We start from the raw sequence: 25,798 nt of genomic DNA, 5'->3' as shown, positions 1-25,798 counted from the left end.
GCGGGAGCTAACCGTTGTCGCCGCCTGCCACCGGCAGCACGGCACCGGTGATGTAGCCGGCTTCATCGGACGCGAGGAAGAGAATCGGCGAGATCTGCTCGTCGAGCGTTGCGTATCGCCGGAAGAAGGTCGACTCGGTGACCTGCTTGACCGCCTCACCCATCCAGAGCCGTTCTTGCTCGGTGTCTCCTGCCGCATTGCGGGGGACGCGTCGCGGCGGGGCCTGGGTGCCGCCCGGCGCTGCCGCGACCACGCGAATATTGTGTTCGCCATACTCCATGGCCAGTGACTGTGTCAGGGCATTCACCCCGCCCTTCGCCGCCGAGTACGGCACGCGGCGGATACCACGAGTGGCGTTCGACGAGACGTTCACGATCGTGCCGCCGCCTTGCGCCAGCATATGCGGCAGGACTGCGTGGCAGCCGTACAAGGTGGGCATGAGCGAACGGCGAATCTCCGCATCGATCTGGGCGGGCTCGAATTGCGCAAACGGCCGCATCCGGATCGCCCCGCCCACGCCGTTGATCAGGATGTCGATGCGACCGAATACCTTTATCGCGAAATCCATCGCAGCGGCTGCCCCCTCGTAGGTCTCAAGGTCAGCCATGAAGGCGGCCGTGTCAGCCCCCGCCGCCTCGGCCGCGACCTCCGAGACGAAGTCGGCGCGATCGACCAGCAGGACCTTCGCACCTTCCGCCGCAGCGCGCAGTGCCACGCCCCGCCCGATGCCCTGGGCAGCCCCGGTGACCACCATCACCTTGCCTTCGAATCGACGGCCGCTCATGGCGTCACCGGCGCCGCGTTGGGCGTGAACTTCTCGTAGTGGAAACTGGCGGGCTTCACGCCGTTGTCGTCGAAGAACTTGCGCACGGCATCGACCATCGGCGGGGGGCCGCACAGGTACACGTCAACATCGCCGCCATTCAGGCATTCCGCAGGCATATGCTGGGTCACCCAGCCCTTGCGCGGGTGATTCGATTGCCCATCCGCGACCACGGTGCTGAACGTGAAATTGGGCAACCTGTCGATGTAGGATTCGATTGCCTCGACCTGCACCAGATCGAGGTCTCGCGTCACGCCGTAGATCAGGTGCACCTTCTGCTGCGAATTCGCGTGAACCAGCACTTCGAGCATCGACAGGAAAGGGGCCAGGCCCGTGCCGCCCGCCAGAAACAGCAAGGGACGTTCCACGGCCCGGAGGTAGAAGCTGCCCAGGGGGCCGGTCAGTTGCACCTTGTGCCCGGGGCGGGCCGACTCCAGCCAGGTGCTCATCACGCCCCCGGGTATCTTCTTGATCAGGAAGCTGACCTTCGATGCGCCTGGCGGGGACGAGAACGAATACGACCGATGCTGGCCGCTACCGGGAACATCGATGTTGACGTACTGGCCAGCCAGGAAGACCGGGGGAATGCTGTCCACGTCCAGTTCCAGCACCACGGCTGCGTCGTTGTGCTGTTCGAGCTTCGTGACCGTCGCGGCGAATTTGCTTTGCCCCGTCTTGCACATCGCCGACGATGCCGGGACGGCGATGACGCAGTCGCTCTGCGGCACCATCTGGCATGTCAGGACCAGCCCGCCCGCCTTCTCGTCGTCGCTCAGCGCGTCTTCGATGTATTCGTCGCCCAGGTCGTAGCTGCCGCTCTCGGCGCGGCACTTGCAGGTGCCACACACGCCGTCGGAGCAATCCATCGGCAGATTGATCCTGGCGCGAAATGCGGCATCGAGGACCTTTTCCCCGGCCTTGCATTCGACGAAGCGGGTGACACCGTCTTCAAAATTCAGTGCAATGTTGTAGCTGGACATGTTGCCTCCTGCGTCCTGTCTCGATCCGATCCGCGCGCTCAGACGTGGTAGACGTCGAGCACCTGGCGGATATAGTCATTCTTGAGCGCGATCTTCTTGCTGGAAATCAGCAGGCGATCGCCCACCTTGCGGAAGGTGAGGTAGACCGTGCCGAAGTACTGGTCCGTCACCTTGTAGCGGTGGCTCAGCGTGTGGAAGTTGTAGCGAACGTCGATTTCGTCATCACGTTCGGCCAGCACTTCGACGTTGGTGACGTTGTGGCTCGTGCGCGGCTCCGGCATCGATGCGCTGCTGCGCTCGGTCCGGATACGGAACACCCGGTCTTCCAGGCCGCCACGGTCCGCGTAGTACATCAGGGAAATCTCGCGCTGGGGATCTTCGGTGAGCTTGTCATCGTCATCCCAGGCGGGCATCCAGTACGTGACGTCGTCCGCGTAGCACGCCAGCCATTCGTCCCACTGACGGTCATCCAGAAAGCGCGCCTCCCGGTACAGGGCATTGCAGATGGTTTGATGGTCGATCGTCATACCGCTGCCTCTGCCTGTTCCTTGCGCAGGGCTTCGCGCATCACCCGCATCCAGTATTCGTGCTGCACCACGAAGAGACCTTCGTCCTCGCTTCGCTCGCCCGAGATGCGCGGATTCAGCCCCATGCCCTTCGCGTTCGCGTCGGGTCCGTTCACCCACAACGGCGCACCGCGCGACATGTCGTTCCACATCGACGTCGTGCCGGCGTAACCGGCCTGGCAGGCACGGAACTCTTCGAGGTCATCGCTGGTGCCCATGCCCGACACGTTGAAGAAATCCTCGTACTGGCGAATGCGAATGGCGCGGCTTTCGGCGCTCTCGCCCTTCGGCGCGAAGCAGAAAATGCTGACTTCGGTCTTGTCGACGCCAAGCGGACGGACGACGCGAATCTGGGTGCTGAACTGATCCATCAGGAACACGTTCGGATACAGGCACAGGTTCCGCGTCTGGTTGACGATGTAGTGCGCCTTGTCCTCGCCAACGCGCGCCGCAATCTCTTCGCGATGCTGATGGACCGGCCGAACTTCCGGGTTCATCGTGTTGGTCCACAGCAGGATGTGGCCATGTTCGAAGCCATACACGCCCGCGACCGATTTGCTCCAGCCGTTCGCATCCACCGCCTTCGTGCCCTCGACCCTGCGCCGGCCCATCGTTGCGGCGTAGTTCCAGTGCACGGTGCTGACGTGATAGCCGTCGCAACCGTTCTCCATCTGCATCTTCCAGTTGCCGTCGTAGATGTAGGAGGAATTGCCGCGCAGCACTTCCAGCCCTTCCGGTGCCTGCGACACGATCTGGTCGATGATGATCCTGGTCTCGCCGAGGTAATCCTCCAGCGGCATCACGTCGGCGCTCAGGCTGCCGAACAGGAAGCCACGATAGTTCTGGAAGCGCGCAACCTTCCGCAGGTCGTGCGAGCCGTCCTTGTTGAACTGCACCGGATATTCGGTGGTTTTCTCGTCCTTCACCTTCAGCAGCTTGCCGGCATTGGAGAACGTCCACCCGTGAAACGGACACGTGAAGCTGCCTTTGTTGCCGTGCTTGCGCCGGCAGAGCATGGCGCCCTTGTGCGCGCAGGCATTGATGACCGCGTGCAGTTCCCCAGCCTTGTCGCGCGTGATGACGATGGGCTGGCGGCCGATCCAGGTGGTGTAGTAGTCGTTGACGTTCGGGACCTGGCTCTCGTGGGCCAGGTACACCCAGTTGCCCTCGAAGATGTGCTTCATCTCGAGTTCGTACAGATCAGCGTTGGTGAAGATGTCGCGGCGGCAGCGGAACACGCCGTTCTCCTTGTCGTCCTGGACGGCGTTGCTCAGCAGATCGTCCAGTTGTCGTGCCTTGTCGATGGTTGCGGACATGCGTTGTCTCCCTATGCCGGCTTCGTGGCGAAGCCGGGCATTGGTGCAGAGGATTCGTGCGGAAGGGGGAGCGGCCTGGTCAGCCAGGCCGCAGCGCGGGGTTACGCCGTAGCGGCGGCACGCAGGCGGTTGACGAGCTGGTTGTCCTTGCCTTGCACCAGCGGCGTCAGGGCAATGTCGAACGCGATTTCCTTGTACGCGTCGGCCTTGAGGCCCAGTGCAATGCCGCCGGTCTTTTCGACGACGTGCGGCACCAGCTCTTCACGGGTTGCATACGCAAAATCGTCCCAGATCAGCGGATCGCCTTCGATGTTGATCTGCGTCGTCAGCTTGCGCGACTTGTCGCTGGTCACGAAGAAGTGCACGTGTGCCGGGCGGTTGCCGTGGCGGCCCAGTGCATCAAGCAGTTGCTGCGTCGCGCCTTGCGGCGGACAGCCGTAGCCGACAGGCATCAGCGTGCGGAATTCGTACTTGCCGTCAACGCCCGTCCTCACTGCGCCGCGAAGGTTGAAGTCGTCCTGGGCGCCGGTCGGATCGAAGTGCGAATAGAAGCCCTTGGAATTGGCGTGCCAGCATTCCACCACGGCATTGGCCACGGGCTTGCCGTCCGGGCCGGATACCGTGCCCCGGATGACGAGCGGCCCCGCCGCCTCATCGGCATTGATGTCGATCCGCGAGACGCCGTCGCGCACCGGGGCGCCGGCGACATACAGCGGGCCTTCGATGGTGCGCGGCGTGCCGCCATGGATGTCGGCCGCGCGGTCCGCTGCATCCATGCGGATGTCGAGATACTTTTCGAGACCAAGGCCGGCTGCCAGGAGCGCCGCCTCGCCGTCCTCGCCAAGCTTGTTGAAGTAGTTCACGCCGGCCCAGATCTCGTCGGGCGTCATGTCCAGGTCGTCGATGGCCTTGAAAAGGTCGCTCAGCAGACGGTGCGTGATCTGCCTGGTGCGCGCATTGCCCGCGTCGCTTCCCAGATTGGCAGCGGCCTTCAGCAGGTCCTGCACTTCCTTGGTGTCGAATACTTTGGGACTCATGTCTGCTCCTGACTTTCTGTGTTTTCTGGTGGGGTTAACCCTCGTTTCAAGCCAATCCGAAGCTACTCGAAAGGTATAATCTGGCGGCGAAACTGAGCGTAAAAGCAGAATAGAGGCGCAAAACGGGGGAGTCCAACACCGTTTTAGTATCGGGCTATATCCTGGAGGTATTGTATGGAGCTACGGCATCTTCGCTATTTCGTAGCGGTGGCCGATGAACGGAACTTCACGCGCGCGGCACGCCGGCTCCATATTGCGCAGCCGCCGCTCAGCCGCCAGATCCAGCAGCTCGAAGAAGCCTTGGGCGTGCAGTTGTTCGAGCGTAACTCCCGGCCGCTCAAGCTCACCGAGACGGGCAAGTTCTTCTACTCCCACGCGGTGCATCTGATCGCCCAGACGAACGAGCTGGAATCGATGACGCGGCGCGTGGGAAGCATCGAGCGCAGCCTTTCGGTCGGCTTTGTGGGCTCCACGCTTTACGGCATGCTGCCGAAGATCATCCGGCGGTTCCGGGACGAGAACAAGTCGGTCGAACTGAGCCTGCACGAGATGTCGACCATGGATCAGCTTCGCGCGCTAAAGGACGGCCGGATCGATATCGGGTTCGGCCGGATCCGGCATGAGGACCCCAACATCCGCCGCGTCGTGCTTCGCGAAGAGAAGATGATTGTCGCGCTGCCGGTCGGCCATTCGCTATCGGTATCGAAACCGGTGCTTTCGCTTCGGGATCTGATCTACGAAACGCTGATCGTCTTCCCCAAAGCGCCCAGACCCAGCTATGCCGACCAGGTGCTATCGGCGTTTCAGGAACGCGCCCTCACGCCGCGCCGCATCTACGAGGTGCGCGAGTTGCAGATCGCATTGGGACTCGTGGCCGCCGGAGAAGGCATCTCGGTCGTGCCGAGCAGCGTCTATGGGCTGAAGCGCGATGACGTGAGCTATATGGCGCTGGATGACACGACGCTCACGTCGCCCATCATCATGAGCATGCGCGCCATGGACGAATCGCGGGACATCAAGGAAATGCTGGAAATGATTTATCGGCTTTACGAGGAAGAGCGGATTGCCTACGTCCCGCCCACGGACAAGGGCCAGTAACATGGTCGTTACTCACCACAAAACACCGCGCATGGCGCAAAATTCGGGGTCTGGGCGCGTGGCGCCCCCCCTGCATCCCTAGGAGACTGTATGAATACCGCTGTCGGATCCAACCTGTCGATTGCGCCGAGCGCGAGCCCCCTGCCGGCGGCCGAGCGCGAGCGCCTGCTGGAGAGCCCGGCGTTTGGACGCGTCTTTACCGACCACATGGCCACCATCCGCTACACCGAGGGCAAGGGCTGGCACGACGCGAAGATCGGACCGCACGGCCCCATCCAGTTCGATCCGTCCACCCTGGTGTTCCATTACGCGCAGGAAATCTTTGAAGGGCTGAAGGCGTACCGGCTGCCGGACGGCGGCGGTGCGCTGTTCCGTCCCGATGCGAACGCACGCCGCTTCCAGAACTCGGCCCGCCGCCTGGCGATGCCTGCGCTGCCCGAAGCGCTGTTCCTGGAATCGGTGCGGGAACTGGTCCGCCTGGACCGTGCGTGGATTCCCTCCGGGCAAGGCTCGGCGCTGTACCTGCGCCCGTTCATGATCGCCACCGAAGTGGTGCTGGGCGTCAAGCCTGCCGCCGAATACCTGTATTGCGTGGTCGCGTGCCCGGTGGGCGCGTACTTCAAGGGCGGCGCCTCGGCGGCGGTCACCTTGTGGGTGTCGGACACCTACACGCGCGCCGCACCCGGTGGCACCGGCGAGGCCAAGTGTGGCGGCAACTATGCCGCGAGCCTTCTCGCGCAGGCGGAAGCCACCCGCGAGGGCTGCGACCAGGTGGTTTTCCTCGACGCCGTGGAGCGGCGCTGGATCGAGGAACTGGGCGGCATGAACGTCTTTTTCGTCTTCGACGACGGCACCCTGCAGACACCACCGTTGACCGGCACGATCCTGCCCGGCATCACACGCGATTCGCTCATCACCCTGGCACGCGACCTTGGCCTGACCGTGCGCGAAGAGCCGTACGCGATCGACCAGTGGCAGGCCGATGCACAGAGCGGGCGCCTGCGCGAAGCGTTTGCGTGCGGCACCGCGGCGGTGGTGACGCCCATTGGCAAGGTGAAGGGGCGCGCGTACAACTTCACCATTGGCGACGGCGGGGCGGGCGAAATCACGACGCGCCTGAAGGGCGCACTGGTCGACCTGCAGCAAGGCCGCGCGGCGGACCCGCACGGCTGGCTGGACCGCCTGTTCTGACCGGCGGCCACGGCGCACGGTTGAGTCGTGCAAATTAACTTCTGACAAATTTTGTCGTAAGTCGGTCGGCCCGAAACAGGGCCGAAGCGCACCCTCCGCAGCCCCGCTAAGGTAGGAAGCCGGCAAGCCCGGGCGCGGCTATACGGGAACCGGAACCGGCTCGGACATCACCTCCGATGCCGGCAAGCCGCACACCACGCTGACCGGGGGGCGGAGGACGGCCATGACGAGTCGTTCTTTGAACAGCCGAATAACCGCAGTCGTCCGCAGATTTGACGCTGGGCGGGCCACGCGATCGGCGTCCCAAGGCGCGGCACGTCTGTCCTTGGCAATATGCGTCGCCTACACTCAGCACATGTCCCCCACGGACTCGCGCTGACCGGGATATTGAAACCTGACGGGAGCCAAGCATGAAGCCGGAACCGTTTGCTGTCACTCCTGCGGCATATCCGCGTGCCTTCAATGTCGTAGGTGAAAAAATCACGGTCCTGGCGTCCAGTGCGGCCACGCAGGGATACGAAGTCTTCCTGCAACAAGGGCAGGAAGGTAGCGGCCCCCCTCCTCATTGCCACGATTGGGATGAATCGTTTTACGTGACCAAAGGGGTGATAGAGATTGGATACGGCAAACAGGTTCTGACTGCGAGCCCTGGCACATTTGTCCATGTGCCAGCCCAGACCATCCACTACTTCCGGTTCGGCCCAGGCGGCGGCGAAATGATCTCGGTGACGAGCCATGGTGGCAACGCGTCACGCCTGTTTGCGCAAATCGACGAAGCCGTCCCCGCCGGCACCGTGGACCTGCAGACATTGCTAGGTGTTGCAAATGAATGCGGTGTGACAATTGTGGAGTGATGCGCCGCCCCGCTTTTTCTCACCCGCTTTTACGCTGCGCACACTTTCGAGCAATATCGCTGCACCCCGCCACGGCGGCTAAGGCCGTCTCGGGCAACTCCATTTCCCATCTGGTCACGCGTCGAGCGTGCGACAAATTAAACGTGATCCGGCGGTGTTGCTGGCCTGATGCAGCACAGTTGCATCCGGGACACCAATTTTCCGGTCACAAGTATCCTCTGAGCCAGTTTCAGATTCGCATCGTGATTCGGAAAGAATGACGCTGCCAGAGACACCCAAGGCCTTTTCCATTGCAAGCGTCGGCACCTCATGGCGCAAGCGCCACGCGGCCAGCCATCGACACAGCGATGCTCCGCGAAACTGGCGTCTCTGAGCGCGCTCTTATTGGCCCCGCTACTGACAGGGTGCTTCCCATCACGACGAGCGTTCGGAACCGCACGAAGCGTCGCGGTTTTGCAGACGTAGACTTTCCCTGCTCGGTTGGGCGGAAGCTCCCTCGTGTCACGCTGAACCGGGAGAAGCAACCTGCCTTGTCCGGAAGGATTCTCCCAACCTCGGGCAACGCTCTTCAGGAAACTGCGACCGGTCTCGGACCGACCCTAAGCCGCCGTCGGGTAGGTCAACCCGCTGCGAGCGTTCGCTATCGTACATTCGCGGTTGTATTGCCGGACAAATCACGAGCAATTGCGGGTCGGAATCTTTCCGTACTAGTTAGTCGAGGCGGCCCGAGGAGGCATATCCGTGCCAATGGCCAAATCATCGAGTCGACGTGACGTGTTGCTATTCGGCCTGCCATGCTAAAGCGAATAACAGACCTTCTGCTCGTCGTGGCTCTGGAGCACGTGCCAGGGTCATGGTCAGTTGTGATTGCTGTGTCTTTGTCGAGTCAATCCGCCATTGCCGGCAATATCTATGCTTGTCACCAACCAAATGGCTCAACTGAGTTTCGTGATTTTCCTTGCCAGGCCGCCGTACGACCAGGTCCGCGAAAAGCCAAGAAGGGGACACATCTGCGGCCTGTGGCAGAGGTTAGTGACATGGACCAACGCGATCAGGCCCTGACCGAGCCAATGCGACGCCAGGAAACTTGCAGTTCGGGGGATATCATGGACGCGCCACGCTTCTCGGCAAATACAAGCGATCCAGCGAGAGTTTTGGTTGCTCAAAATAGGTGGGCAGACGGTTCACTATCATCTGGACCATCGCCACGAGGATCTGAGGCGGCCTCCAATCCACATATGTTTGGCACGCCAACCTTTGCATGGCTTATCGACGCCGTCGTCGGACTGTCCATCCTTGCATTTTCGGCGATTAGCGTGTGGCATCGTAGTAAACGCCGCCGTTTAAAACGTGGAAGCCCACCGGCTTCGTCGTGTTGGATGGTGCTTGGCGTCACACCGATCGCATCGGAAGAGGAAATAAAGCAAGCGTATAGGAGGCTCGCGTCTCTTTACCATCCTGACAGGGTGGGGCATTTAGGGCCAGCACTGAGAGAACTCGCGGAAGAAAAAATGGCGGAAATAAATCGCGCGTACAAGATCGCTGTGAGCTTCCGGTTCCCCCACAAATAGGTATGCCCTCAGCAGATTATTTGACGAGCCTCTGCTGTTCGAACAAGAGCCGACCCTAGTTCGGCTTTCTTGATTGGCCCAATGGCGCTCGTCCCAAATCGTCTGGCGTCGACTGGAACGACGGTCAAGCGCCGAAGCAGAAGCAACGGCTTAGGGCACAGTGGAAAGCGAGACGACCCGCATTATCGACGCGTGGCGATGCCATGAAAACACACGTCGAGCATATGGGAAACGATTTGCTCGTCGTCCATCTTGCCATATAGGCGCAAGTAGTCGACCGCCGGGTCGCACGTACGCGAGTAATAGGAAAAAAGGATGACGTCATCGGGAAGCCCCGCGTCCAAGTCACCTGCCTTCTTTGCTTCGCCCACCAGCCCCTTCAGAACGCCGTTCAGCTTGAGCACGCGCGTCACATAGTGCAAATTGCGCGTGAGCATATCGCGAACGCTTGGGCTCGTTGAAGGCAGGAACGGCAATCCGCCCTCCAGGCGGACTCGCAACGCCCACGCCAGGAGCGCACGCAAGCGAAACGCCGCAGTTTGCTCTTTCGGCAATCCATCCAGAAATTCCAGCGCACCGTCGATCAAGCGAATCATTGCCGCCCCCACAAGGTCGTCCTTTGACTTGAAGTGCTTGTAGAGGATGGGCTTTGAAATTCCCACCTCGCCCGCGACGTCGTCCATCGTCATCAGGTCGAACCCCTTCCCCGCCAGGATGCGTGTAGTGGCATCCAGGATTGCGTCCTCGCGCAACCGGAAGGTTTGGTCCTTGAAGCTTAGCTTGCCCAGAATACCCATTTGTAAATTTCGTTACTATGCAGTAACCTTCTTTCCGAGACAGTAGGGCTATGGTAGCACCCCGGTTAGACGGCGCATCAATAACTGCAAAAAAACTAGGAAGGTGGCTCGTGAGCGCTTCTTCAGTCACTCAAACGGGATGGCGAATTGCTGTGGTTGGCGCCGGGATCTCAGGTTTGGCCAGCGCCTGGATGCTGGCACGGGATCACGCCGTCACGCTTTTCGAGGCGGGCAACTATCTTGGCGGTCACTCCAACACAGTGGACGTGTCCCTTGATGGCCACCTTTGTCCGGTAGACACCGGCTTCCTGGTATTCAACGAACGCACCTACCCGAATCTGGTAGGGATGTTCGAGGCGCTTGGCGTACGGTCTCATGCGAGCGATATGTCTTTCGCGGTCTCACTCGATGAGGGACGTCTTGAATGGGCTGGCACGAATTTGAGCACCGTCTTTGCCCAACGACGCAACGCCTTTTCACCAACCTTTCTCGGCATGCTGCGCGACATCGCGCGATTTAACAGTGCCGCCCAACGCCATCTCACGTTCGCCGAGCGCAGCGGCTGTTCAGTGGGTGACCTGTTGACGGCCGGCCAATATGGACAGCCCTTCCGTCACCATTACCTGCTGCCCATGGCCTCCGCCATCTGGTCGTGCGCGACAACCGACGTCCTGCGCTTCCCGGCGGCCACCTTCCTGCGCTTTTGCTTGAATCACGCGCTTCTGCAAGTTCGCAACCGCCCGCAGTGGCGCACGGTCGCTGGCGGCGCGCGCGAATATGTCAGACGCATCGCCGCGCATCTCGACGACATCCGGCTGGGCGTTGCCGTGCGTGCGGTACGCCGGGACGAAACCGGCGTGACGGTTATGACCGACGAAGGCTCTGCGCGGTTCGATGCCATCGTGCTCGCATCGCACGCCCCGGATACCCTCAGAATGCTGGCGGATGCGACACCAGATGAACGAGCGGTGCTTGGCAGTGTGCGCTACGCCCCGAATGTCGCTATCTTGCACACCGATGCAACGCTGCTGCCCAGGCGCTCCCGTGTATGGTCCGCCTGGAATTACCTCGGTCGCCGCCATGACGATGCCGAGCGTGCAGTGTGCGTGAGCTACCTTCTCAACCAGTTGCAACCGCTGCCGTTTCGCTCGCCCGTCGTGGTGACGCTCAACGCCTACCGGGACCCGGCTCCCGGCACGGAGTTGCGTCGCTTTCACTACGAGCATCCTCTCTTCGACCTCGCTGCCATTGCAGCGCAGCGGCAACTACCCGCGTTGCAAGGCAAACGACGGACGTGGTACGCCGGCGCCTGGACAGGCTACGGCTTTCACGAAGACGGCCTGAAATCGGCGCTGAGAGTGGCTCGCGATTTTGGCGCCTTGCCGACCTGGTCAAAACTATGAAGCCCCCTGCATTGCTCTTGCGCTGCCGCGTCATGCACGACCGCCTGCGCCCGGCGCGGAACCGCTTCGTTTACCCCGTCTTTTGCCTGCGCGTCGATATCGATCAGCTGCCAGCCTTCCAACGCTGGTGGTTCGGGGTGGACCGTCAGAGACTTTTCAGCCTGCATACGCGCGACTACGGTCCGCGCGATGGCACAAGCCTGAGCGATTGGATTCGCCCACGTCTGGCAGCCCTGGGGCTGCCCGATAACGGACCGATCTGGTTGCAGACCACCCCCCGCATCTTCGGGTATGCCTTCAATCCCGTGAGCTTCTGGTATTGCCACGACAAGGCTGGCGCACTGCGGGCGCTTGTCGCTGAAGTGAACAACACGTTCGGCGATCATCACGCTTATCTTGTTACGGCACCGGACCTCGGTGCCATCCATGCGCGCACAGTGCTCGCGACCCGCAAGCTTCTGCATGTGTCGCCCTTTAACACCATGCAGGGCCACTACGCGTTTCAAGTGCGCGAGACGGAAAGCACTGCCTATACCGGCATTGACTATTTCGACGACGGTGGCCTGTTGCTTCGCACCTCGATAGGCGGTCGCAAGTTCCCGCTCACCCTGCCGCGCATGCTGATGGCCTTGGCAACGCAGCCCTGGGCGGCAATCGCCGTCATCGTGCGGATCCACTGGCAGGCGTTTCGATTGTGGCGGATGTCCGTTCCCTTTCATGGCAAGCACCCGCCTTCGGTACCTCCCGTCGGCTAACACCCACTCCTGTCCGGCAATATCCGCTCATATGACCCGCCTTCCTGACCAACGTGCACTGCTACAACCTTGTATCCCAGCCCTGCTGCCGTCACGAACGTCCGTATTTGCCCGGATGTTCCTGGCCGCGCTCGAGCGCGTGGCCGTGGGCCATCTGGTGCTCTTACGGCCGGACGGGGAGGAGGCGATTTACGGCGATCCGCATGAAGCGCCGGGGGCTCGGCTGACGTTGCAAGACTGGCGCGCCTGCGAGGCCATCCTGCGCGCCGGCGACATCGGTTTTGCCGAGGCCTATCGTGCCGGCTGGATCGATACCCCCGATCTGGTCGCCGTGCTTCGCCTGGCCCTTGAGAACGAATCGGTCTTGTCAGGCGCCATTGACGGTGCATGGCTGGGCCGCCGCTGGTATCAACTGCGACAGCTCTTCCGCAGGAACACACGGCGCGGCAGCCGACGCAATATCCACGCGCACTACGATCTGGGCAATGCTTTCTATGCCCTGTGGCTCGACGAGACGTGGAGCTATTCCGCCGCGTACTTCGACGGCCACAACGAACGGCGCCTGGCAGAGGCACAGGAAGCCAAGTACGCGCATATCTTCGACACGCTGGGGCTGCAGCCGGGGATGCACGTCCTTGAGATTGGGTGTGGTTGGGGCGGCTTTGCCATGCACGCGGCCAGACGCGGCGTGAACGTGCACGGCGTCACGATTTCCGCCGCCCAATTGGCGCAGGCACAGATCCGCATTGAGCAGGCGGGCATGACCGACCGTGTCAGGCCGGAATTGCGCGATTATCGCGACCTGCAAGGCCAGTACGACGCCGTCGTATCCATAGAGATGTTTGAAGCGGTGGGGCAGGCCTATTGGCCCGTTTTCTTCGATCAGGTCTGCCGCAGGCTTCGCCCGGGCGGTCAGGCCGTCGTGCAATCGATCACCATCGACGATGCACGCTTCGATGCGTATCGGTATGGCAGCGACTTTATCCGCGAGTACATCTTTCCGGGCGGAATGCTGCCAAGTCCGGAGAGATTTGCACAAGCCGCCAGCCGAGCCGGGTTTTCAAGCCGTCAGGTATTGGCCTTCGGCAAGGACTATGCCGAAACGCTTCGGCGATGGCGTGAACGTTTCGAGGCCCAGACCGGAGCAATCCTGACGCTTGGCTTCGACGACGCATTCGTACGCATGTGGCGGCTATATCTGTGCTACTGCGAGGCAGGATTCGATGCGGGTCGCATCGACGTCATGCAGTTCCTTCTCACGCGCGGCGACTAGCATGGGACCGCACCTGGCAGCCTGGACGCTTGCGCTGGCAACTCTCCCGGGTATTGCGGCCGACTCCTGGCGCGACGTCCTGCCGCAAGCGCATATGGTCGGGCAAGGTGAATACCGGTGGCTGGGGATGCGCATCTATGAAGCGCAGCTTTGGAGAGACCAGCCTCCCATCCCCGGGGACCCGGCGGGCGTGCTCGACGAGCCGTTCGCGTTGCGCCTCATCTACGCGCGAGACATCGGTGCACAACGCCTGGTGGACACCAGCATTGAAGAAATGCAGCGCATCTACGGAAATGCGTTGTCCGAATCCACCGTTGAACAGTGGCGACAGGCGCTTTCACGTGTGTTGGTCAACGTGCGTGCGGGGGATCGCTTGACTGGCGTGTACACGCCAAAGCTGGGCGCGCGCTTCTTCGCCAATGACCGCGAGACCGGCCAAATCGCCGATCCGGTGCTTGCCCGTGCATTCTTCTCCATCTGGCTTGGGCCCTCGACTCGGGATCCAGCACTACGCCAGAAGCTCCTTGGGTTGGCCCGATGACGATACGCTCGACGCAGCTCATCGCCTACGGTGCCCTGGGCCTCCCGCTCGCCATGGTGGCGCTGCCCGTATACGTGCAGGCCCCGGCCTACTACACCTCTCGCCTTGGCATGCCTTTGTCCACGGCTGGCCTGATCTTGTTTCTGGCCCGGCTTGTCGATACCGCACAAGACCCGTTTTTCGGGCGCTGGGCAGATACTCTGGCGCGCACTGGCCGGCTTCCTGCGGCCTTGTGGATCAGTGCTGTGTGTCTTGCCGCTGCGTTTGCGGCCTTGTGGAAGCCGCTAGCAGCAGGCACGGCACTGGCCGTCTGGTTTGCCGCCGCCGTTGTTGCGGTATACGCTGCCCACAGCTTCATGAACATTGCGTACCTCGCGTGGGGTGCCAAGCTAGGGGACGATAGCGATGTATTGACTCGGGCGGCGGCCTGGCGCGAAGGCGCTGGCCTCGTGGGCGTCCTCATCGCCAGCGCGGGCCCCTCATGGCTACTGGCAGGCGAAGCGTCGGCGCAGGGGGACGCCATGTCCCCGTTCATTGTGCTTTTCTCCGTTCTGCTAATTGGAGCACTGTGGGCGCTCCGCTTTGCACCGCCCTGGCAGGCAACACGCCTGCCGCGACTTAACGCCGGGCGCTGGCGAGCAGACCGCTCCATTCTGAGTGTATGGAGTGCCGTGCGCGGCAACGGCTCGTTCCGCAAGATCCTGGTGCCCTACTTCTTGAACGGGCTATCTGTCGCCATACCGGCCTCACTGGCAGTTTTCTTTATCGAAGACCGGCTGGGCGCCATGCAGTGGGTCGCTCCCAGTCTTGGTCTGTATTTCCTGGCTGCGGCCATCGGGCTGCCGCTATGGGTCCGGATTTCCCGGCGCGTCGGTCCCCAGCGTGCCTGGGGCATCGCAATGAGCCTCGCGATCATGGCGTTCGTGTGGACCGCGACGCTAGGGCCGGGAGACCTCGTACCGTTCCTCGTGGCCTGCGCCGGATCGGGATTCGCACTCGGGGCGGATCTTGCATTGCCGGCCGTCCTGCTGGCCCAGTGCATACCTGATCGCGAGGGGTCGGGCGCGTACTTCGGCATCTGGACCCTGACCGGCAAGCTATGCCTGGCCCTGGCGGCCCTGATGCTCCCAGGGCTAGCCTGGCTAGGCTACCAGCCGGGCACCCCCGCTCTCGGCGCGCCGGGCATGGCGCTCGCCCTTGCCTACGCTGGCCTTCCCTGCCTGCTCAAGTTCGGAGCCCTTATGGCACTGCGCTGGAGTTCGCCCACCGCAACCGTCACGAAGGAACACCAATGAAGCCGCTCGTCGCGATGATCTTAGGCGCCGCTACGATTCTCGGCACGGCCTGCACGACGCCAGATGTCAGCCTGTATGCACAGGAGCAGCCAGTTTTGGACGTGACCCAGTTCTTTGCAGGCAAGACCGAAGCCTGGGGAATGTTCCAGAAACGCAGTGGCGAAATCGTCAAACGATTCCATGTGGCCCTCGACGGTCGCATGTCTCAGGATCAATTCGTCCTGCACGAGGCGTTTCGCTACAGCGATGGCACAACACAGGAACGTACCTGGACGCTCCAACGTGGGCCCGACGGCGACTGGCGTGGCGAAGCCCCGGATATCGTTGGCACGGCGAGAGGAGAATCTGCTGGCAATGTCCTCCGGTGGCGCTATACCTTGCACCTTCCGGTCGAAGGGAAGGTCTACGACGTCCAGTTCGACGACATGATGGTCCTTATCGACCCGCAAACGATGATCAATCGCGCCCGTGTCACCAAATTTGGCTTCGAAGTCGGACAGGTAACGCTCGTTTTTCGTCGCCCGGCGCCGTAGGAGCACGAACATGATCCTCGGTTGGCACCTTAACCCCCGCTTGCGCGACTGGCATGGCAAGCGCGTCTGGCTGGTCGGCGCCTCGAGCGGGATCGGGGCGGCACTCGCCAGGGATTTGCTTTCGAAAGGGGCATGGGTCGCAGTGTCGGCGCGTCGCGCCGGCGCACTGCTGGCGGTGGTCGAAGGCCATCCCAATGGCGTCGTGCTGACCATGGATGTGCGCCAGCCTCAAGATTGGAAAGCGACCCACGACGCGCTTTGTGAAGCATGGCAAGGGCTCGACCTGGTGGTCTTCTGCGCGGCGGATTACCGCCCCCTAAGCCCTTGGGAATTGAATGCGCCAGAAGCGCACGACACGATAGAAACCAATGTTTGCGGCGTGTATTACGGGCTGAGCGCCGTTCTGCCTGCGATGCGTTTGCGGCGCTCGGGCGGTATCGCCATCGTGGCAAGCGTCGCAGGCTACGTCGGCTTACCCAACGCCACGCTATATGGACCGTCCAAGGCGGCCCTGATCAACCTGGCAGAGCTCCTGTACGCGGAACTCCGTGCCCACGGCCTCGGCGTGTATCTGATCAACCCGGGCTTCGTCAAATCGCGCCTGACCGCACGCAACGCCTTCCGCATGCCGGCGCTCATGACGCCAGAAGCCGCAGCCGAAGCGATTGTCGAGGGGTTGGAACGAGGCCGATTCGAAATCGCATTCCCGCAACGGTTCACGCGCCTGGTTCGCCTCGTCAGTCTGCTGCCCTACCGGTTTAGCCTGGGCCTGCTGCAGCGACTAACCCGTGCATCATGAACGCTTCGTCCGACATGCCCCATCAAGATACCCCGACGCCCCATGCCCTCTCCCAGTTATTGACGTGGTACGAGGGGCTATCGCCCGCCTCGCTCGCGCATCTGGAACACTATTACGCGCCGCATGCGCGCTTCTGCGACCCGTTTAACGACGTCTGCGGAGTCGCCTCGATCCGGGCGGTCTTTGAGCATATGTTCGAGAGTGTCGAGACGCCGCGTTTTTCGATCCAGGCACGCGCGACCAGCGGGCGTGAAGCGTTTGTTGCCTGGAGGTTCACGGGGAAAGTGCGACGGCATCCCTTCGACGTACCTGGCTGCACCCAGCTTTCCTTTGATGACGACGGTCTTGTAGCACGCCATCAAGACTTCTGGGACGCTGCCACACTGTGGCGTCAGTTGCCGCTCATCGGCGCTCCCGCAGCGTGGCTGTGCAAACGCTTTTCAGCAACAGCTGCATGACAGATGCGTCCGAGTGGGCTCTGTCGTACCGGCATGCCCCGCTCAGACGTCTGGCGAATTTCCGAACCATGGTCACCATTGTTGTCATCGACGACGAGCCAATGAATGCCGATGTGATGGCCTTCATGCTTTCGGCGGAGGGGTTTTCAGTGCGAACCGCCGCCGATGGCGAATCAGGTCTGCGTTTGGTGGTAGAGACTCATCCGGACTTGATCATCACGGACTTTATGATGCCTCTTATGACGGGGCTTGAACTTGCGCAGGAGCTGCGAGCCCACGCCACCACCGCCCATATTCCCGTCGTGCTATTGACTGCTGCTCAGGCAGAGTTCGGCCGCCGTTATCCACACCTGTTTGACGCCGTCTTTGCAAAGCCTTGTCTTCCCTCAGACATTATCGGCGCGGTGTCGCGACTACTGAAAAGCCAAACCAGTCGTCGAATATAAGGCATTCATGACTCGACAATGGCTGATGCTTGGGCAGCCAATCTGAAAACACGCAGTCAGCCAAACCCATCACGGAGTTTGCCCCGTCTCCCAATGCCAACATGGTTCTCCACGCAGGGAGCCACAAAAATCGTCGCCATCGTGAGATAAATCGCGGTGCCGTCTGCGTTGAATGTGTATCCCGTAGGCAGGACCATGCCCACCACTGGCCGGGAACATCCGAGCTTCTCCAGCTTAACCAGCATCTGAGGAAGGACTGCCTCGGTCGATGCCGTGCCTAGCGTCACGAAAATCTCGTCCTTGATATAGCGAAGGAACTTCCAGAGTGACAATCCGCATACCCGCATCACGGTGCCCAAGGCCAGCACGATGAAAGCGGTGGAAGTCAGGTACAGGCATAGCATCAGTTCGCCGTAAGAGGCCAAGGTCCCGATGCCGTACTTTGCAACCGTAAAGGCCATGCCGCCGAAGGCACCGATCGGCGCCACATGCATGACGATCCTGACCACACCGAACATCGCGTGGAGGAACATGTCTAGCATGTCAACGAAGGGAGCCGCTTTCGGGCCGAGTCGAGCCAGGGCGATTGCCAGCAGCATCGAGAAGAAGATAATGGGTAACATCTCTCCATTGGCGAAGGCACCAACGACAGTGTTGGGCACAATGCTCATCAGGAAATCGAGCAACGAGTGATGTTCGGCCGCGCTCGTGTATGCCTTGATGGCGCCGCCATCGAGGTGCGCGGGATCAATGTTCATACCGTGACCAGGCTTGAACACGTTGACCACGATTAGGCCAATCGCCAGCGCTACGGTAGACGCAATTTCGAAATAGATGACGGCCTTTACCCCGACACGCCCGGCTTCATGAATATCGTTCATGCGCGCAATACCAACCACCACTGACGCGAATATGATGGGAGCCAGCAACATGCGGATGAGCTTGATGAAGAGGTCTCCGAGCGGCTTCAGTTGCTCCCCAATGCCCGGTGCGAAATGACCGAGCAGAATGCCGGCCACGATGCCGATCAAGACCTGGACGTAGAGCTTGGAGAGATGTTTTTTGAGGGTGGATGGCCGCACTGCGTTGTCTCCTGCTTGTGCGATTCGAAAATGCAATCGCCAGACTTCGGACGCACGTGGCCCTGCAGCGGCCGCATGGCTGCAGCCGCTTGGCGATTGTTGAGATTAGTAACCAGAGTTGGCGCAGGCTCGGCGCCACAGTAGCGAAGTCGCTACATCACTCGGGCTGGATTCCTGCGTCCTTGATGACCTTCGTCCAGCGGACGACCTCGTCATCGAAGAACTTCTTGTGCCCTGCTGGCGAACGTCGATCATCGGCGATGACCGTGATGCCGAGCGCCTCCTCGCGCTTGATCAGGCCGGGGTCCTTCAGCGCTGCGCGAAGCGCCTTGTTGATCTTCTCGAGCACAGCCGGCGGCGTCGCTTGAGGTGCGTAGATACCATGCCAGACCGTGAAGTTAAAGCCGGGGAGCCCCGCCTCACTAAGCGTGGGAATGCCTGCCAGCGCGGGCACTGCGGAGCGGTGAGCGCTGGTGACTCCGTATGCCTTCACCTTCTTGGCTTCGATTTGCGGCGTGCTGTTGGTCGCCTGCTCGCACATCAGATCCACCTGCCCGCCCATGATGTCCGACATTGCTGGTGCGGTTCCCTTGTATGGGACGAACGTCATGTCGCTCTTGAGCATGCTTTGCAGCAGCAGGCTACAAAGATGTGAGGCCGAACCCACGCCCGCATTCGCCAGGTTTAGCTTCGCGCCACTGGCGCTGATGAACTTCCGGAGATCCGCGAAGTTGTTCGGCGTCAGCGTTGTCTTTCCGATGAGCGTCGAAGGCGCCTCGTTGATGAGGCCAACAAAGGCAAGATCCGAGGTCTTGTATCCGAGCTTTTTGTAGAGTGCGGGTGCGGTAGCCAAACCAATGTGGTGGACAAGCAGCGTATAGCCATCAGGCGCGGCGCGAGCCACACGGGCTGTGCCAATGGTGCCACCCGCCCCCGCCGTGTTCTCGACGACCACAGTGGTCCCAAGCGTCTTGCGCAACGCCTCGGCAACGTCGCGCGCAATTTTGTCGCTCGGGCCACCAGCCACGAACGGGACAACCAAGGTAACCGGCTTCTCTGGATATTCGGCGCAGGCGTAACCCGCTCCAAGCATCAAGCCACTGACTAGGCAAAGGGTTGCGGCCCGTGCGGCCGCTTGTCTGATCCACATGGTTGTCTCCGTTTATGTCTTATTGTCTGCCGGTTATGCCGACAGTTGCTGCATCACGCTGTACAGATCGGATTTGCCTTCGAAGCCAATACCCGGCAGATCTGGCATCGTGAGATAGCCTTTCTCGACCTTGACGCCATCGGGGAAGCCACCGAACGGCTGGAAGAGATCGGGATAGCTTTCGTTGCCACCCAGGCCAAGGCCGGCCGCAATGTTGAGCGACATCTGATGGCCGCCGTGCGGGATGCAACGGCGCGCCGACCAACCGTGCTCCTTGAGCATGTCCAGCGTGCGGAGGTACTCCACCAGGCCGTAGCTCAGAGCGCAGTCGAACTGGAGCCAGTCGCGGTCAGGACGCATGCCGCCATAGCGGATGAGGTTGCGAGCATCCTGCATCGAGAACAGGTCCTCGCCGGTCGCCATAGGCTTGTCGTAGTAGTTGCGCAGTGTGGCCTGCAGCTCGAAGTCCAGCGGGTCGCCCGGCTCTTCGTACCAGAACAGGTCGTATTGAGAGAGCGCCTTCGCATACTGGATCGCGGTATCGAGATCAAATCGGCCGTTGGCGTCGACTGCAAGCTTTTGCCCGTCCTGCAACACGCTCAGGACGGAATCGATACGACGCAGGTCCTCGTCGAGCGAGGCGCCGCCAATCTTCTTCTTGACGACCGTATAGCCGCGGTCGATGTAGCTGCGCATCTCGTCCTTCAGCTTGCCGTGGTCCTGGCCCGGGTAGTAATAGCCGCCCGCCGCGTAGACGAACACCTTGCGGTCCGCCTGGCCATTGCCGTATCGATCAGCCAGCAGTTGGAACAGCGGCTTGCCCTCGATCTTGGCCACGGCATCCCAAATCGCCATGTCGATCGTGCCGATGGCGACAGACCGCTCGCCGTGGCCGCCGGGCTTTTCATTCTTGAACATGGTGTCCCACACCTTGTGCGGGTCCAGGTTGTTTCCGGTGCTGTCGACGAGCGATTCCGGATCTGCTTCCATGATGCGGGGAATGAACCGTTCGCGCATCAGGGTGCCCTGTCCATATCGACCGTTGGAGTTGAATCCATAACCCACCACCGGCTTCCCGTCGCGGATCACGTCGGTGATCACGGCAACCAGGCTGAGGGTCATCTTGCTGAAGTCGATGTAGGCGTTGCGGATGGGCGAGCTGATGGGAAAGGTCTTCTCGCGGATTTCTACGATTCTCACAGTGTGTCTCCAAATTCACTAAACACGCACGTCCAGCGGCGTGGTAGTGCGTAGCATAGGTGCGGGAGACTGTTCTAAAATTGAATCAGAGTCACAACATTATTAAGTCAAAGTGAAAACTGATCTCGCTTCGGAACTTGAGTTCTTCGTCCTTATCGCCAAGCTGGGCACGCTCTCTGGCGCCGCGCGCGAACTCGACTTGACGCCGCCGGCAGCGACCAAGCGCCTTGCGCAAATGGAGAGCCGCTTGGGTGTGCGCCTAGTCAATAGGACGACGCGAAGTATCAGCCTCACGACGGAGGGCGAGACCTATTTGTCGTACGCGACGAGAATTCTGGCTGACCTTCAGGAGATGCAGAACGTTGTGTCCAGCAGTGGGTCAGAGCCGAGGGGGCTTCTGCGCGTAAATGCGACGCTCGGCTTCGGTCGCACGACGATCGCGCCTCTCGTGTCCGAGTTTGCAAAACGCTACGCGCATGTCGAAGTCCAACTGGAGGTGACTGATCGACCGGTCGATCTTGTTGAAAGCGGGATTGATCTGGCCATCAGATTCGGCTCCCTCCCTGACCGCCGACTGTCTGCCCGCCGAATCATGTCAAACCGGAGGTTTGTCTGCGCGTCTCCGGGCTACTTGGATCGGTTCGGCACCCCCAAAACGCTTGCCGATCTCACACACCATCGCTGCATCATCCATCGGCAGAACGACAGTGCCTACGGCGTCTGGCGCTTTGAGCACGATGACCATCAGGAAACCATAAAGGTGGACGGCGCTCTATCCAGCAATGATGGAGACATCGTCCTGGGATGGGCTCTCGATGGCCACGGCATCTTGATCCGCTCTGAGTGGGATCTGGCCAAGTATGTAGAAAGCGGTCGTCTTAGAATTCTGCTGCCAGAGTACAAGCTGCCTTCCGCCGATTTGTTCGTGTACTACTCTCAGCGGCGAAACCAGACAGCGCGAGCTCGGGCGTTCATCGATTTCCTTACGGAAAGGCTCAAGGCGACAGGCGTCAAGAGAAAGTCAGCGACAGACCGTACAAGCTGACATCCCGACCCGCACGCCATGCACTTAACGAAGTCCGTTTAGACCGCGAAAACGGCCAATGGCTAGTAGCGAGCGACCGTCGCAGAAGGGTTGTCAGTTGGCCCCTGGGCTCCGCAAGAGCTGTTCGGGTGGGCCGAGGGCGGAGACCGGCCACGAATCGCCGCTGGTGGAGGGCTGGAGTAACCGTCCGAATGGCGGTTTCGTCGGCGGAAGCAGCCGCTGGTGTTTCGACGGTCGGATGTCTCAGACGGGTCGCGAGCCGCCGACTGGACTGAGCCGGCCTGCGGAACGTGGGCCGAAGACCGAATGCGGTCATGAAGCGCCATTGCGGCCGCATTTTCGAAAGACTGCTCTTGCGGTTGTTTGCGTCGTTGCTAGGTCACGCTGGGGTCGCCTGCTGGAGTGGACAAGCTTCACGCGCGCCAGGTCGGTGCTCGTTGTCCCACGTCTCAAGCCATTGGTCGCGGCATATTGTCCTCCCTGCGAAGGCGTCAATCGCAAAACCGTTCACAACGCAATAAAGGACGTTTTCGAGCGCTCAGCCGACTGGACCGAAGACAAGGGCGAGGAATACGTCGAGCATGCCGCCCATATTCGCGAAGCGTCCGCTCACTGGCTGCGACATACCGCTGCCTCGCACATGCTGGACAGCTAGAAGGATTTGCGAACCGTGCGCGACAATCTCGGGCACGATTCCATCAACACGACGAGCCAGTACGCGCACGAAGAAGACGATCGCCGTCACGCGAAACGACACAGATCCATCGTATGGACTGGGAATGAACTGAGAAAAATTGCGCGCAGCGCATTTTCATAAACTACCCTTCGCCGCCCGAGTGGGGAGCGAACTGTTCTTACGCCCAGCCATCGGCCAAGGCTACGGAACAATTCTGACTGGACTCAATATCGCGGGCCGAAGCTTCGAGCTATGCGTCAGTCTGCGAAAATATCAGAACCGAAAGCAACGAGGCCGAGCTGGCTGGCATAGCCAAGGTATTCGTTTACCTGAAAAATATTCTCGATACTCTTGAGCAGGGCGTAGTGGTTATAAGGAGTGTCGCTCACCGTGCCCGGTTTAATGAAGGGGGAGATCAGTACCGCCCCGGTCCGGTCGCCGCCGTAGCTTTGTTGCATCAGTGTATGCGCGAGGACGCTCCGCAGTGAGGACGGGCGTTTCGCGTTGGGGCCCATCTGCTGGCCACAGCATGCATCTCCTTTGAACGCCTCGCCCTCATCAAAGGTGATAATCAGCAATCCGTCCTGCCGGTAAGCGGATGACGCAATTATCTTAGGCACCCAGGTCTTGAGGAATTCGTCGGCCGAGGTTAGGCCGCCGGGCTTGCCGTCCACACAGCCCCTGCCAGGCATCCCGGTGCCGTCGCCGTCATGACCGTCCGAACACAGATTCGGCGTGATGAAGACAAAATTGGGTGTAGTCTCTATGTATGCTAAATCAGCTTCGAGTTCGTTTAGCGCCACCACATTCGTATTGCAGTCAGGCGAATCGATGATGGAGTGGAAGTACACAAAAGGATTGTGGCGAGTCGCATATTGATCGCCGCTCGGTACCTTTGCGCTCGGCGCAACTGCCATGTTGGTAAGGTCGGCGGTGCCGATCACCGGGTGCCCGCAGGTCGTGCTCTCACGCGCCGGATCGCTTCCCATGTCCTCCATATATCCCTTCCACGTCAGGTTCCTGGCCTTCAATTGATCGGGCAAGGTTTTGACAATGGGCGGATAAACGCAGCCATTGCCCACGGGAAAGCCATCTGAGGAAGTCCCCGTCTGAACAAAGTCCTTGAAGACCGGGCAGTCCTCCTGCGTATCTGCCGTCGCTGGCTGGCCGCTGATCATCGCGATGTAGTTACCCAGACTGGCATGAGCCGTACCATAGTATTCCGTTAGCTTGGCTCCCATTGCCGGTAAGGTCTTCTGCAGATATGGCGCCTGCGAGCTCGAATCGAAGGTCTCCTTATAGTCCTTGTTTTCCAGCACCACAATGAAAACGTGACGTATACGCAGCGCCCCCGACGGTATCACCGCGCTTGAAGGCCGGGGCGCTGGATCGGCGCTGCCTTCTTTAGTGCCCGCCCCCAGGAAGATCAATCCTACGCCCATCAAACCCGTTGCTAGCACGCTGACGAAGTAAATTTTGAGGTCAACTAGCTTTTTCGTCATCTCTCGCCTTCCGATCGGCGGCCTCAGAGCTCATATTACGACATGGTCGGCAGGCGCTGATAATGCCCCAACGCCTGCATGACAAGAGCATGCGACGGTCCGCAGGGGCGGACACGATCGCGGGCCGCGTGGCACTTGCAGTCTGTTATCCAAACATACGGTGGTATTTTTAGCTTACCGAAGCTTGGCCTGCGCCCTGCGTGCGCTGGATAACACAGGAGGCAAGCCAGCGCCCCGTTTCGCGCGAAGTCGCCAACGCGTACGGTGAAGGGAATCATGGCCACCTGCCAAAGGGCAGGTCTATGAGCACCGGTGTCGGGGATCTCGATTCTGCCTTCGGCCTCGCACGGCTTCTCGCAGAATTGTCGGTTTCTTGCGCTTGGTGCGCTAACCCGCTTTTGGGAGGGCTGCAATGCTGGAGAAGTCGAGATGCCAGCTTTCCGTTCTGCCGGAAGCGGCGCGGCGAAGTTCTGCCAGGGAAATGGGTACCCCTTCCCCGTCGATCATTGTGGCGCGCGCTACGGTCATCGACCATGGCGCGTCACCGGCGGTATGGCTTGCCTATTCGCCCGATCGCAAGGGCGAACATCCAATACACCATCTCAGGTCCTTCGCCGGCACCTTGCAAGCCGATGTCTATGCTAGCTTCACGCTGCCTATGACATGGGGCGAGTGCAAGAGGGCGCTTGCTGGGCTCACGCCAGACGCAAATTCTACGAGCTGCATACGGTGAGGCCCAATGCTGAGACCGTACAGGCGCTGACGCGCATCGGCGAACTCTATGACATCGAACGCGAGATGCAGGCAACCACCGGACCTGCGCCGGGAGATCCGGCAACGCGAGACTGTACGGCGACTAAAAACGCTCAAGACCTGCCTGGAAGAGACGGCGGCCCAGCTCTCGCGCAAGTCCGATACTACGGTGGCCATCCTTTATACGCTCAAGCGTTGGGAGGCGTTTACACGCTATGCGGACGATGGGTGCCTGGAGATCGACTACAACAGTGCAGAGCGCGCGCTTCGCGCTGTCGCTTTGGGCCGAAAAAACTGTATATCGCTGACGCTGATAGCGGTGGCGAACGGGCTGCCGCGATGTACCCCCTCATCGGCTGCGCCAAGATCAATGACCTCGACCCAGAGGCATACCTGCGTCAAGTGCTGCGCATTGTCGATCATCCGATCAACCGGAACGACGAATTCCTGCCTTGGGCCGTTGCGGCTGACCTGGCGTCCCCAGAGCCAAGGGTTCTGTGACCGCGCTGAACGTACGTACCAACTCGCAAGAGAGATGCTAGGTCCGCTGCAGAGTCGCCGACGCCTTCGCGTGAAGGCGCCGGCTGGACGGTGAGCAAGGGTAAACACTACCGTTCCGGAGCTTGGCTGCGTCCCTCTTCCGAACTACATTTA

General features: G+C 60.8%; 24 protein-coding genes and 2 pseudogenes. 15 read left to right on the top strand and 11 right to left on the bottom strand.

All coding sequences use genetic code 11. The features are described from left to right. Window positions 1-7: 7 nt before the first annotated feature. The 5 genes from benD to catA form a co-directional block, all read right to left on the bottom strand. The gene (gene benD, locus AC3G88_RS20455; protein WP_488773840.1) at window positions 8-784 is read right to left on the bottom strand and encodes a benzoate diol dehydrogenase BenD; all 777 of its coding nucleotides are present in this window, start codon (window positions 782-784) and stop codon (window positions 8-10) included. Beyond that, window positions 781-1,803 (bottom strand): benzoate 1,2-dioxygenase electron transfer component BenC, encoded by a 1,023-nt coding sequence (gene benC, locus AC3G88_RS20450; protein WP_488773841.1) that lies wholly within the window; start codon window positions 1,801-1,803, stop codon window positions 781-783. Before benC ends, benD begins: the two co-directional genes overlap by 4 nt. A gap of 38 nt (window positions 1,804-1,841) precedes the next feature. Next, a complete protein-coding gene (gene benB, locus AC3G88_RS20445) occupies window positions 1,842-2,330 on the bottom strand; it encodes a benzoate 1,2-dioxygenase small subunit (RefSeq protein ID WP_153947017.1) in 489 nt (162 codons plus the stop codon). Beyond that, entirely contained in the window at window positions 2,327-3,685 is a 1,359-nt protein-coding gene (locus AC3G88_RS20440) for an SRPBCC family protein (protein ID WP_488773842.1), read from the bottom strand. The genes benB and AC3G88_RS20440 overlap by 4 nt, the downstream gene beginning before the upstream one ends. A gap of 101 nt (window positions 3,686-3,786) precedes the next feature. After that, window positions 3,787-4,722, bottom strand: a complete 936-nt coding sequence (gene catA, locus AC3G88_RS20435; protein ID WP_488773843.1) for a catechol 1,2-dioxygenase — start codon at window positions 4,720-4,722, stop codon at window positions 3,787-3,789. A gap of 174 nt (window positions 4,723-4,896) precedes the next feature. Here catA and AC3G88_RS20430 point away from each other — a divergent pair, with 174 nt between their 5' ends. The 4 genes from AC3G88_RS20430 (at window position 4,897) to AC3G88_RS20415 (ending at window position 9,436) form a co-directional block, all read left to right on the top strand. Continuing rightward, the gene (locus tag AC3G88_RS20430; protein WP_488893810.1) at window positions 4,897-5,820 is read left to right on the top strand and encodes a LysR family transcriptional regulator; all 924 of its coding nucleotides are present in this window, start codon (window positions 4,897-4,899) and stop codon (window positions 5,818-5,820) included. 90 nt (window positions 5,821-5,910) lie between these two features. After that, the gene (locus tag AC3G88_RS20425; RefSeq protein WP_488773845.1) at window positions 5,911-7,011 is read left to right on the top strand and encodes a branched-chain amino acid aminotransferase; all 1,101 of its coding nucleotides are present in this window, start codon (window positions 5,911-5,913) and stop codon (window positions 7,009-7,011) included. A 410-nt stretch (window positions 7,012-7,421) separates the two neighbouring features. After that, window positions 7,422-7,865, top strand: a complete 444-nt coding sequence (locus AC3G88_RS20420) for a cupin domain-containing protein (protein ID WP_488773846.1) — start codon at window positions 7,422-7,424, stop codon at window positions 7,863-7,865. Window positions 7,866-8,659: 794 nt separating this feature from the next. After that, a complete protein-coding gene (locus AC3G88_RS20415) occupies window positions 8,660-9,436 on the top strand; it encodes a J domain-containing protein (RefSeq protein WP_488893809.1) in 777 nt (258 codons plus the stop codon). 182 nt (window positions 9,437-9,618) lie between these two features. Here AC3G88_RS20415 and AC3G88_RS20410 read toward each other — a convergent pair whose 3' ends face one another. Beyond that, window positions 9,619-10,233 carry a TetR/AcrR family transcriptional regulator gene (locus AC3G88_RS20410; protein WP_488773847.1) on the bottom strand — a complete coding sequence of 205 codons (615 nt, stop codon included), beginning with the start codon at window positions 10,231-10,233 and terminating at the stop codon, window positions 9,619-9,621. A 110-nt stretch (window positions 10,234-10,343) separates the two neighbouring features. On the opposite strand from AC3G88_RS20410, the gene AC3G88_RS20405 reads away from it, so the two are divergent. The 9 genes from AC3G88_RS20405 to AC3G88_RS20365 all read left to right on the top strand — a co-directional run bounded on the left by AC3G88_RS20405 (window position 10,344) and on the right by AC3G88_RS20365 (window position 17,736). Further along, window positions 10,344-11,636: an NAD(P)/FAD-dependent oxidoreductase gene (locus AC3G88_RS20405; protein WP_488773848.1), complete on the top strand. Its 1,293-nt coding sequence runs from the start codon at window positions 10,344-10,346 to the stop codon at window positions 11,634-11,636. Beyond that, on the top strand, window positions 11,633-12,391 hold the full coding sequence (locus AC3G88_RS20400) for a DUF1365 domain-containing protein (protein WP_488773849.1): 759 nt from the start codon (window positions 11,633-11,635) through the stop codon (window positions 12,389-12,391). The genes AC3G88_RS20405 and AC3G88_RS20400 overlap by 4 nt, the downstream gene beginning before the upstream one ends. Window positions 12,392-12,506: 115 nt before the next feature. Further along, window positions 12,507-13,664 carry a class I SAM-dependent methyltransferase gene (locus tag AC3G88_RS20395; RefSeq protein ID WP_488773850.1) on the top strand — a complete coding sequence of 386 codons (1,158 nt, stop codon included), beginning with the start codon at window positions 12,507-12,509 and terminating at the stop codon, window positions 13,662-13,664. A 1-nt stretch (window position 13,665) separates the two neighbouring features. After that, window positions 13,666-14,205 carry a chalcone isomerase family protein gene (locus AC3G88_RS20390; RefSeq protein WP_488773851.1) on the top strand — a complete coding sequence of 180 codons (540 nt, stop codon included), beginning with the start codon at window positions 13,666-13,668 and terminating at the stop codon, window positions 14,203-14,205. Further along, window positions 14,202-15,500, top strand: a complete 1,299-nt coding sequence (locus AC3G88_RS20385; RefSeq protein ID WP_488773852.1) for an MFS transporter — start codon at window positions 14,202-14,204, stop codon at window positions 15,498-15,500. Before AC3G88_RS20390 ends, AC3G88_RS20385 begins: the two co-directional genes overlap by 4 nt. After that, a complete protein-coding gene (locus AC3G88_RS20380) occupies window positions 15,497-16,033 on the top strand; it encodes a DUF3833 domain-containing protein (RefSeq protein ID WP_488773853.1) in 537 nt (178 codons plus the stop codon). Before AC3G88_RS20385 ends, AC3G88_RS20380 begins: the two co-directional genes overlap by 4 nt. Before the next feature lie 10 nt (window positions 16,034-16,043). Then, complete coding sequence (locus tag AC3G88_RS20375) at window positions 16,044-16,832, top strand: SDR family NAD(P)-dependent oxidoreductase (RefSeq protein WP_488773854.1); 789 nt, start codon at window positions 16,044-16,046, stop codon at window positions 16,830-16,832. Further along, a complete protein-coding gene (locus AC3G88_RS20370) occupies window positions 16,829-17,290 on the top strand; it encodes a nuclear transport factor 2 family protein (protein WP_488893808.1) in 462 nt (153 codons plus the stop codon). The genes AC3G88_RS20375 and AC3G88_RS20370 overlap by 4 nt, the downstream gene beginning before the upstream one ends. A gap of 68 nt (window positions 17,291-17,358) precedes the next feature. Further along, window positions 17,359-17,736, top strand: coding sequence for a response regulator (locus AC3G88_RS20365; RefSeq protein ID WP_488773856.1), 378 nt, complete (start codon window positions 17,359-17,361; stop codon window positions 17,734-17,736). Between the two features lie 92 nt (window positions 17,737-17,828). On the opposite strand, the pseudogene AC3G88_RS20360 reads toward AC3G88_RS20365, so the two are convergent. The 3 genes and pseudogenes from AC3G88_RS20360 to AC3G88_RS20350 all read right to left on the bottom strand — a co-directional run. Then, a pseudogene (locus tag AC3G88_RS20360) lies at window positions 17,829-18,818 on the bottom strand (cation:dicarboxylate symporter family transporter); the annotation flags it as partial. A gap of 157 nt (window positions 18,819-18,975) precedes the next feature. Further along, window positions 18,976-19,968, bottom strand: coding sequence for a tripartite tricarboxylate transporter substrate-binding protein (locus AC3G88_RS20355; RefSeq protein ID WP_488773857.1), 993 nt, complete (start codon window positions 19,966-19,968; stop codon window positions 18,976-18,978). 33 nt (window positions 19,969-20,001) lie between these two features. Beyond that, complete coding sequence (locus tag AC3G88_RS20350) at window positions 20,002-21,168, bottom strand: mandelate racemase/muconate lactonizing enzyme family protein (protein WP_488773858.1); 1,167 nt, start codon at window positions 21,166-21,168, stop codon at window positions 20,002-20,004. Between the two features lie 112 nt (window positions 21,169-21,280). On the opposite strand from AC3G88_RS20350, the gene AC3G88_RS20345 reads away from it, so the two are divergent. Continuing rightward, a complete protein-coding gene (locus tag AC3G88_RS20345) occupies window positions 21,281-22,213 on the top strand; it encodes a LysR family transcriptional regulator (protein WP_488773859.1) in 933 nt (310 codons plus the stop codon). Between the two features lie 538 nt (window positions 22,214-22,751). On the opposite strand, the gene AC3G88_RS20340 is transcribed toward AC3G88_RS20345, so the two are convergent. Next, the gene (locus tag AC3G88_RS20340) at window positions 22,752-22,958 is read right to left on the bottom strand and encodes a hypothetical protein (protein ID WP_488773860.1); all 207 of its coding nucleotides are present in this window, start codon (window positions 22,956-22,958) and stop codon (window positions 22,752-22,754) included. 188 nt (window positions 22,959-23,146) lie between these two features. After that, window positions 23,147-24,391: an alkaline phosphatase family protein gene (locus AC3G88_RS20335; RefSeq protein ID WP_488773861.1), complete on the bottom strand. Its 1,245-nt coding sequence runs from the start codon at window positions 24,389-24,391 to the stop codon at window positions 23,147-23,149. Window positions 24,392-24,935: 544 nt separating this feature from the next. Here AC3G88_RS20335 and tnpC point away from each other — a divergent pair. After that, window positions 24,936-25,645, top strand: a pseudogene (tnpC, locus tag AC3G88_RS20330) (IS66 family transposase); the annotation flags it as partial. Window positions 25,646-25,798 lie beyond the last annotated feature (153 nt).

The sequence above is a fragment of the Cupriavidus sp. 86D6 genome, from assembly GCF_057815095.1.
Note: the sequence above shows the minus strand (reverse complement) of the source record. Positions and strands in the feature narration are given on the sequence as shown.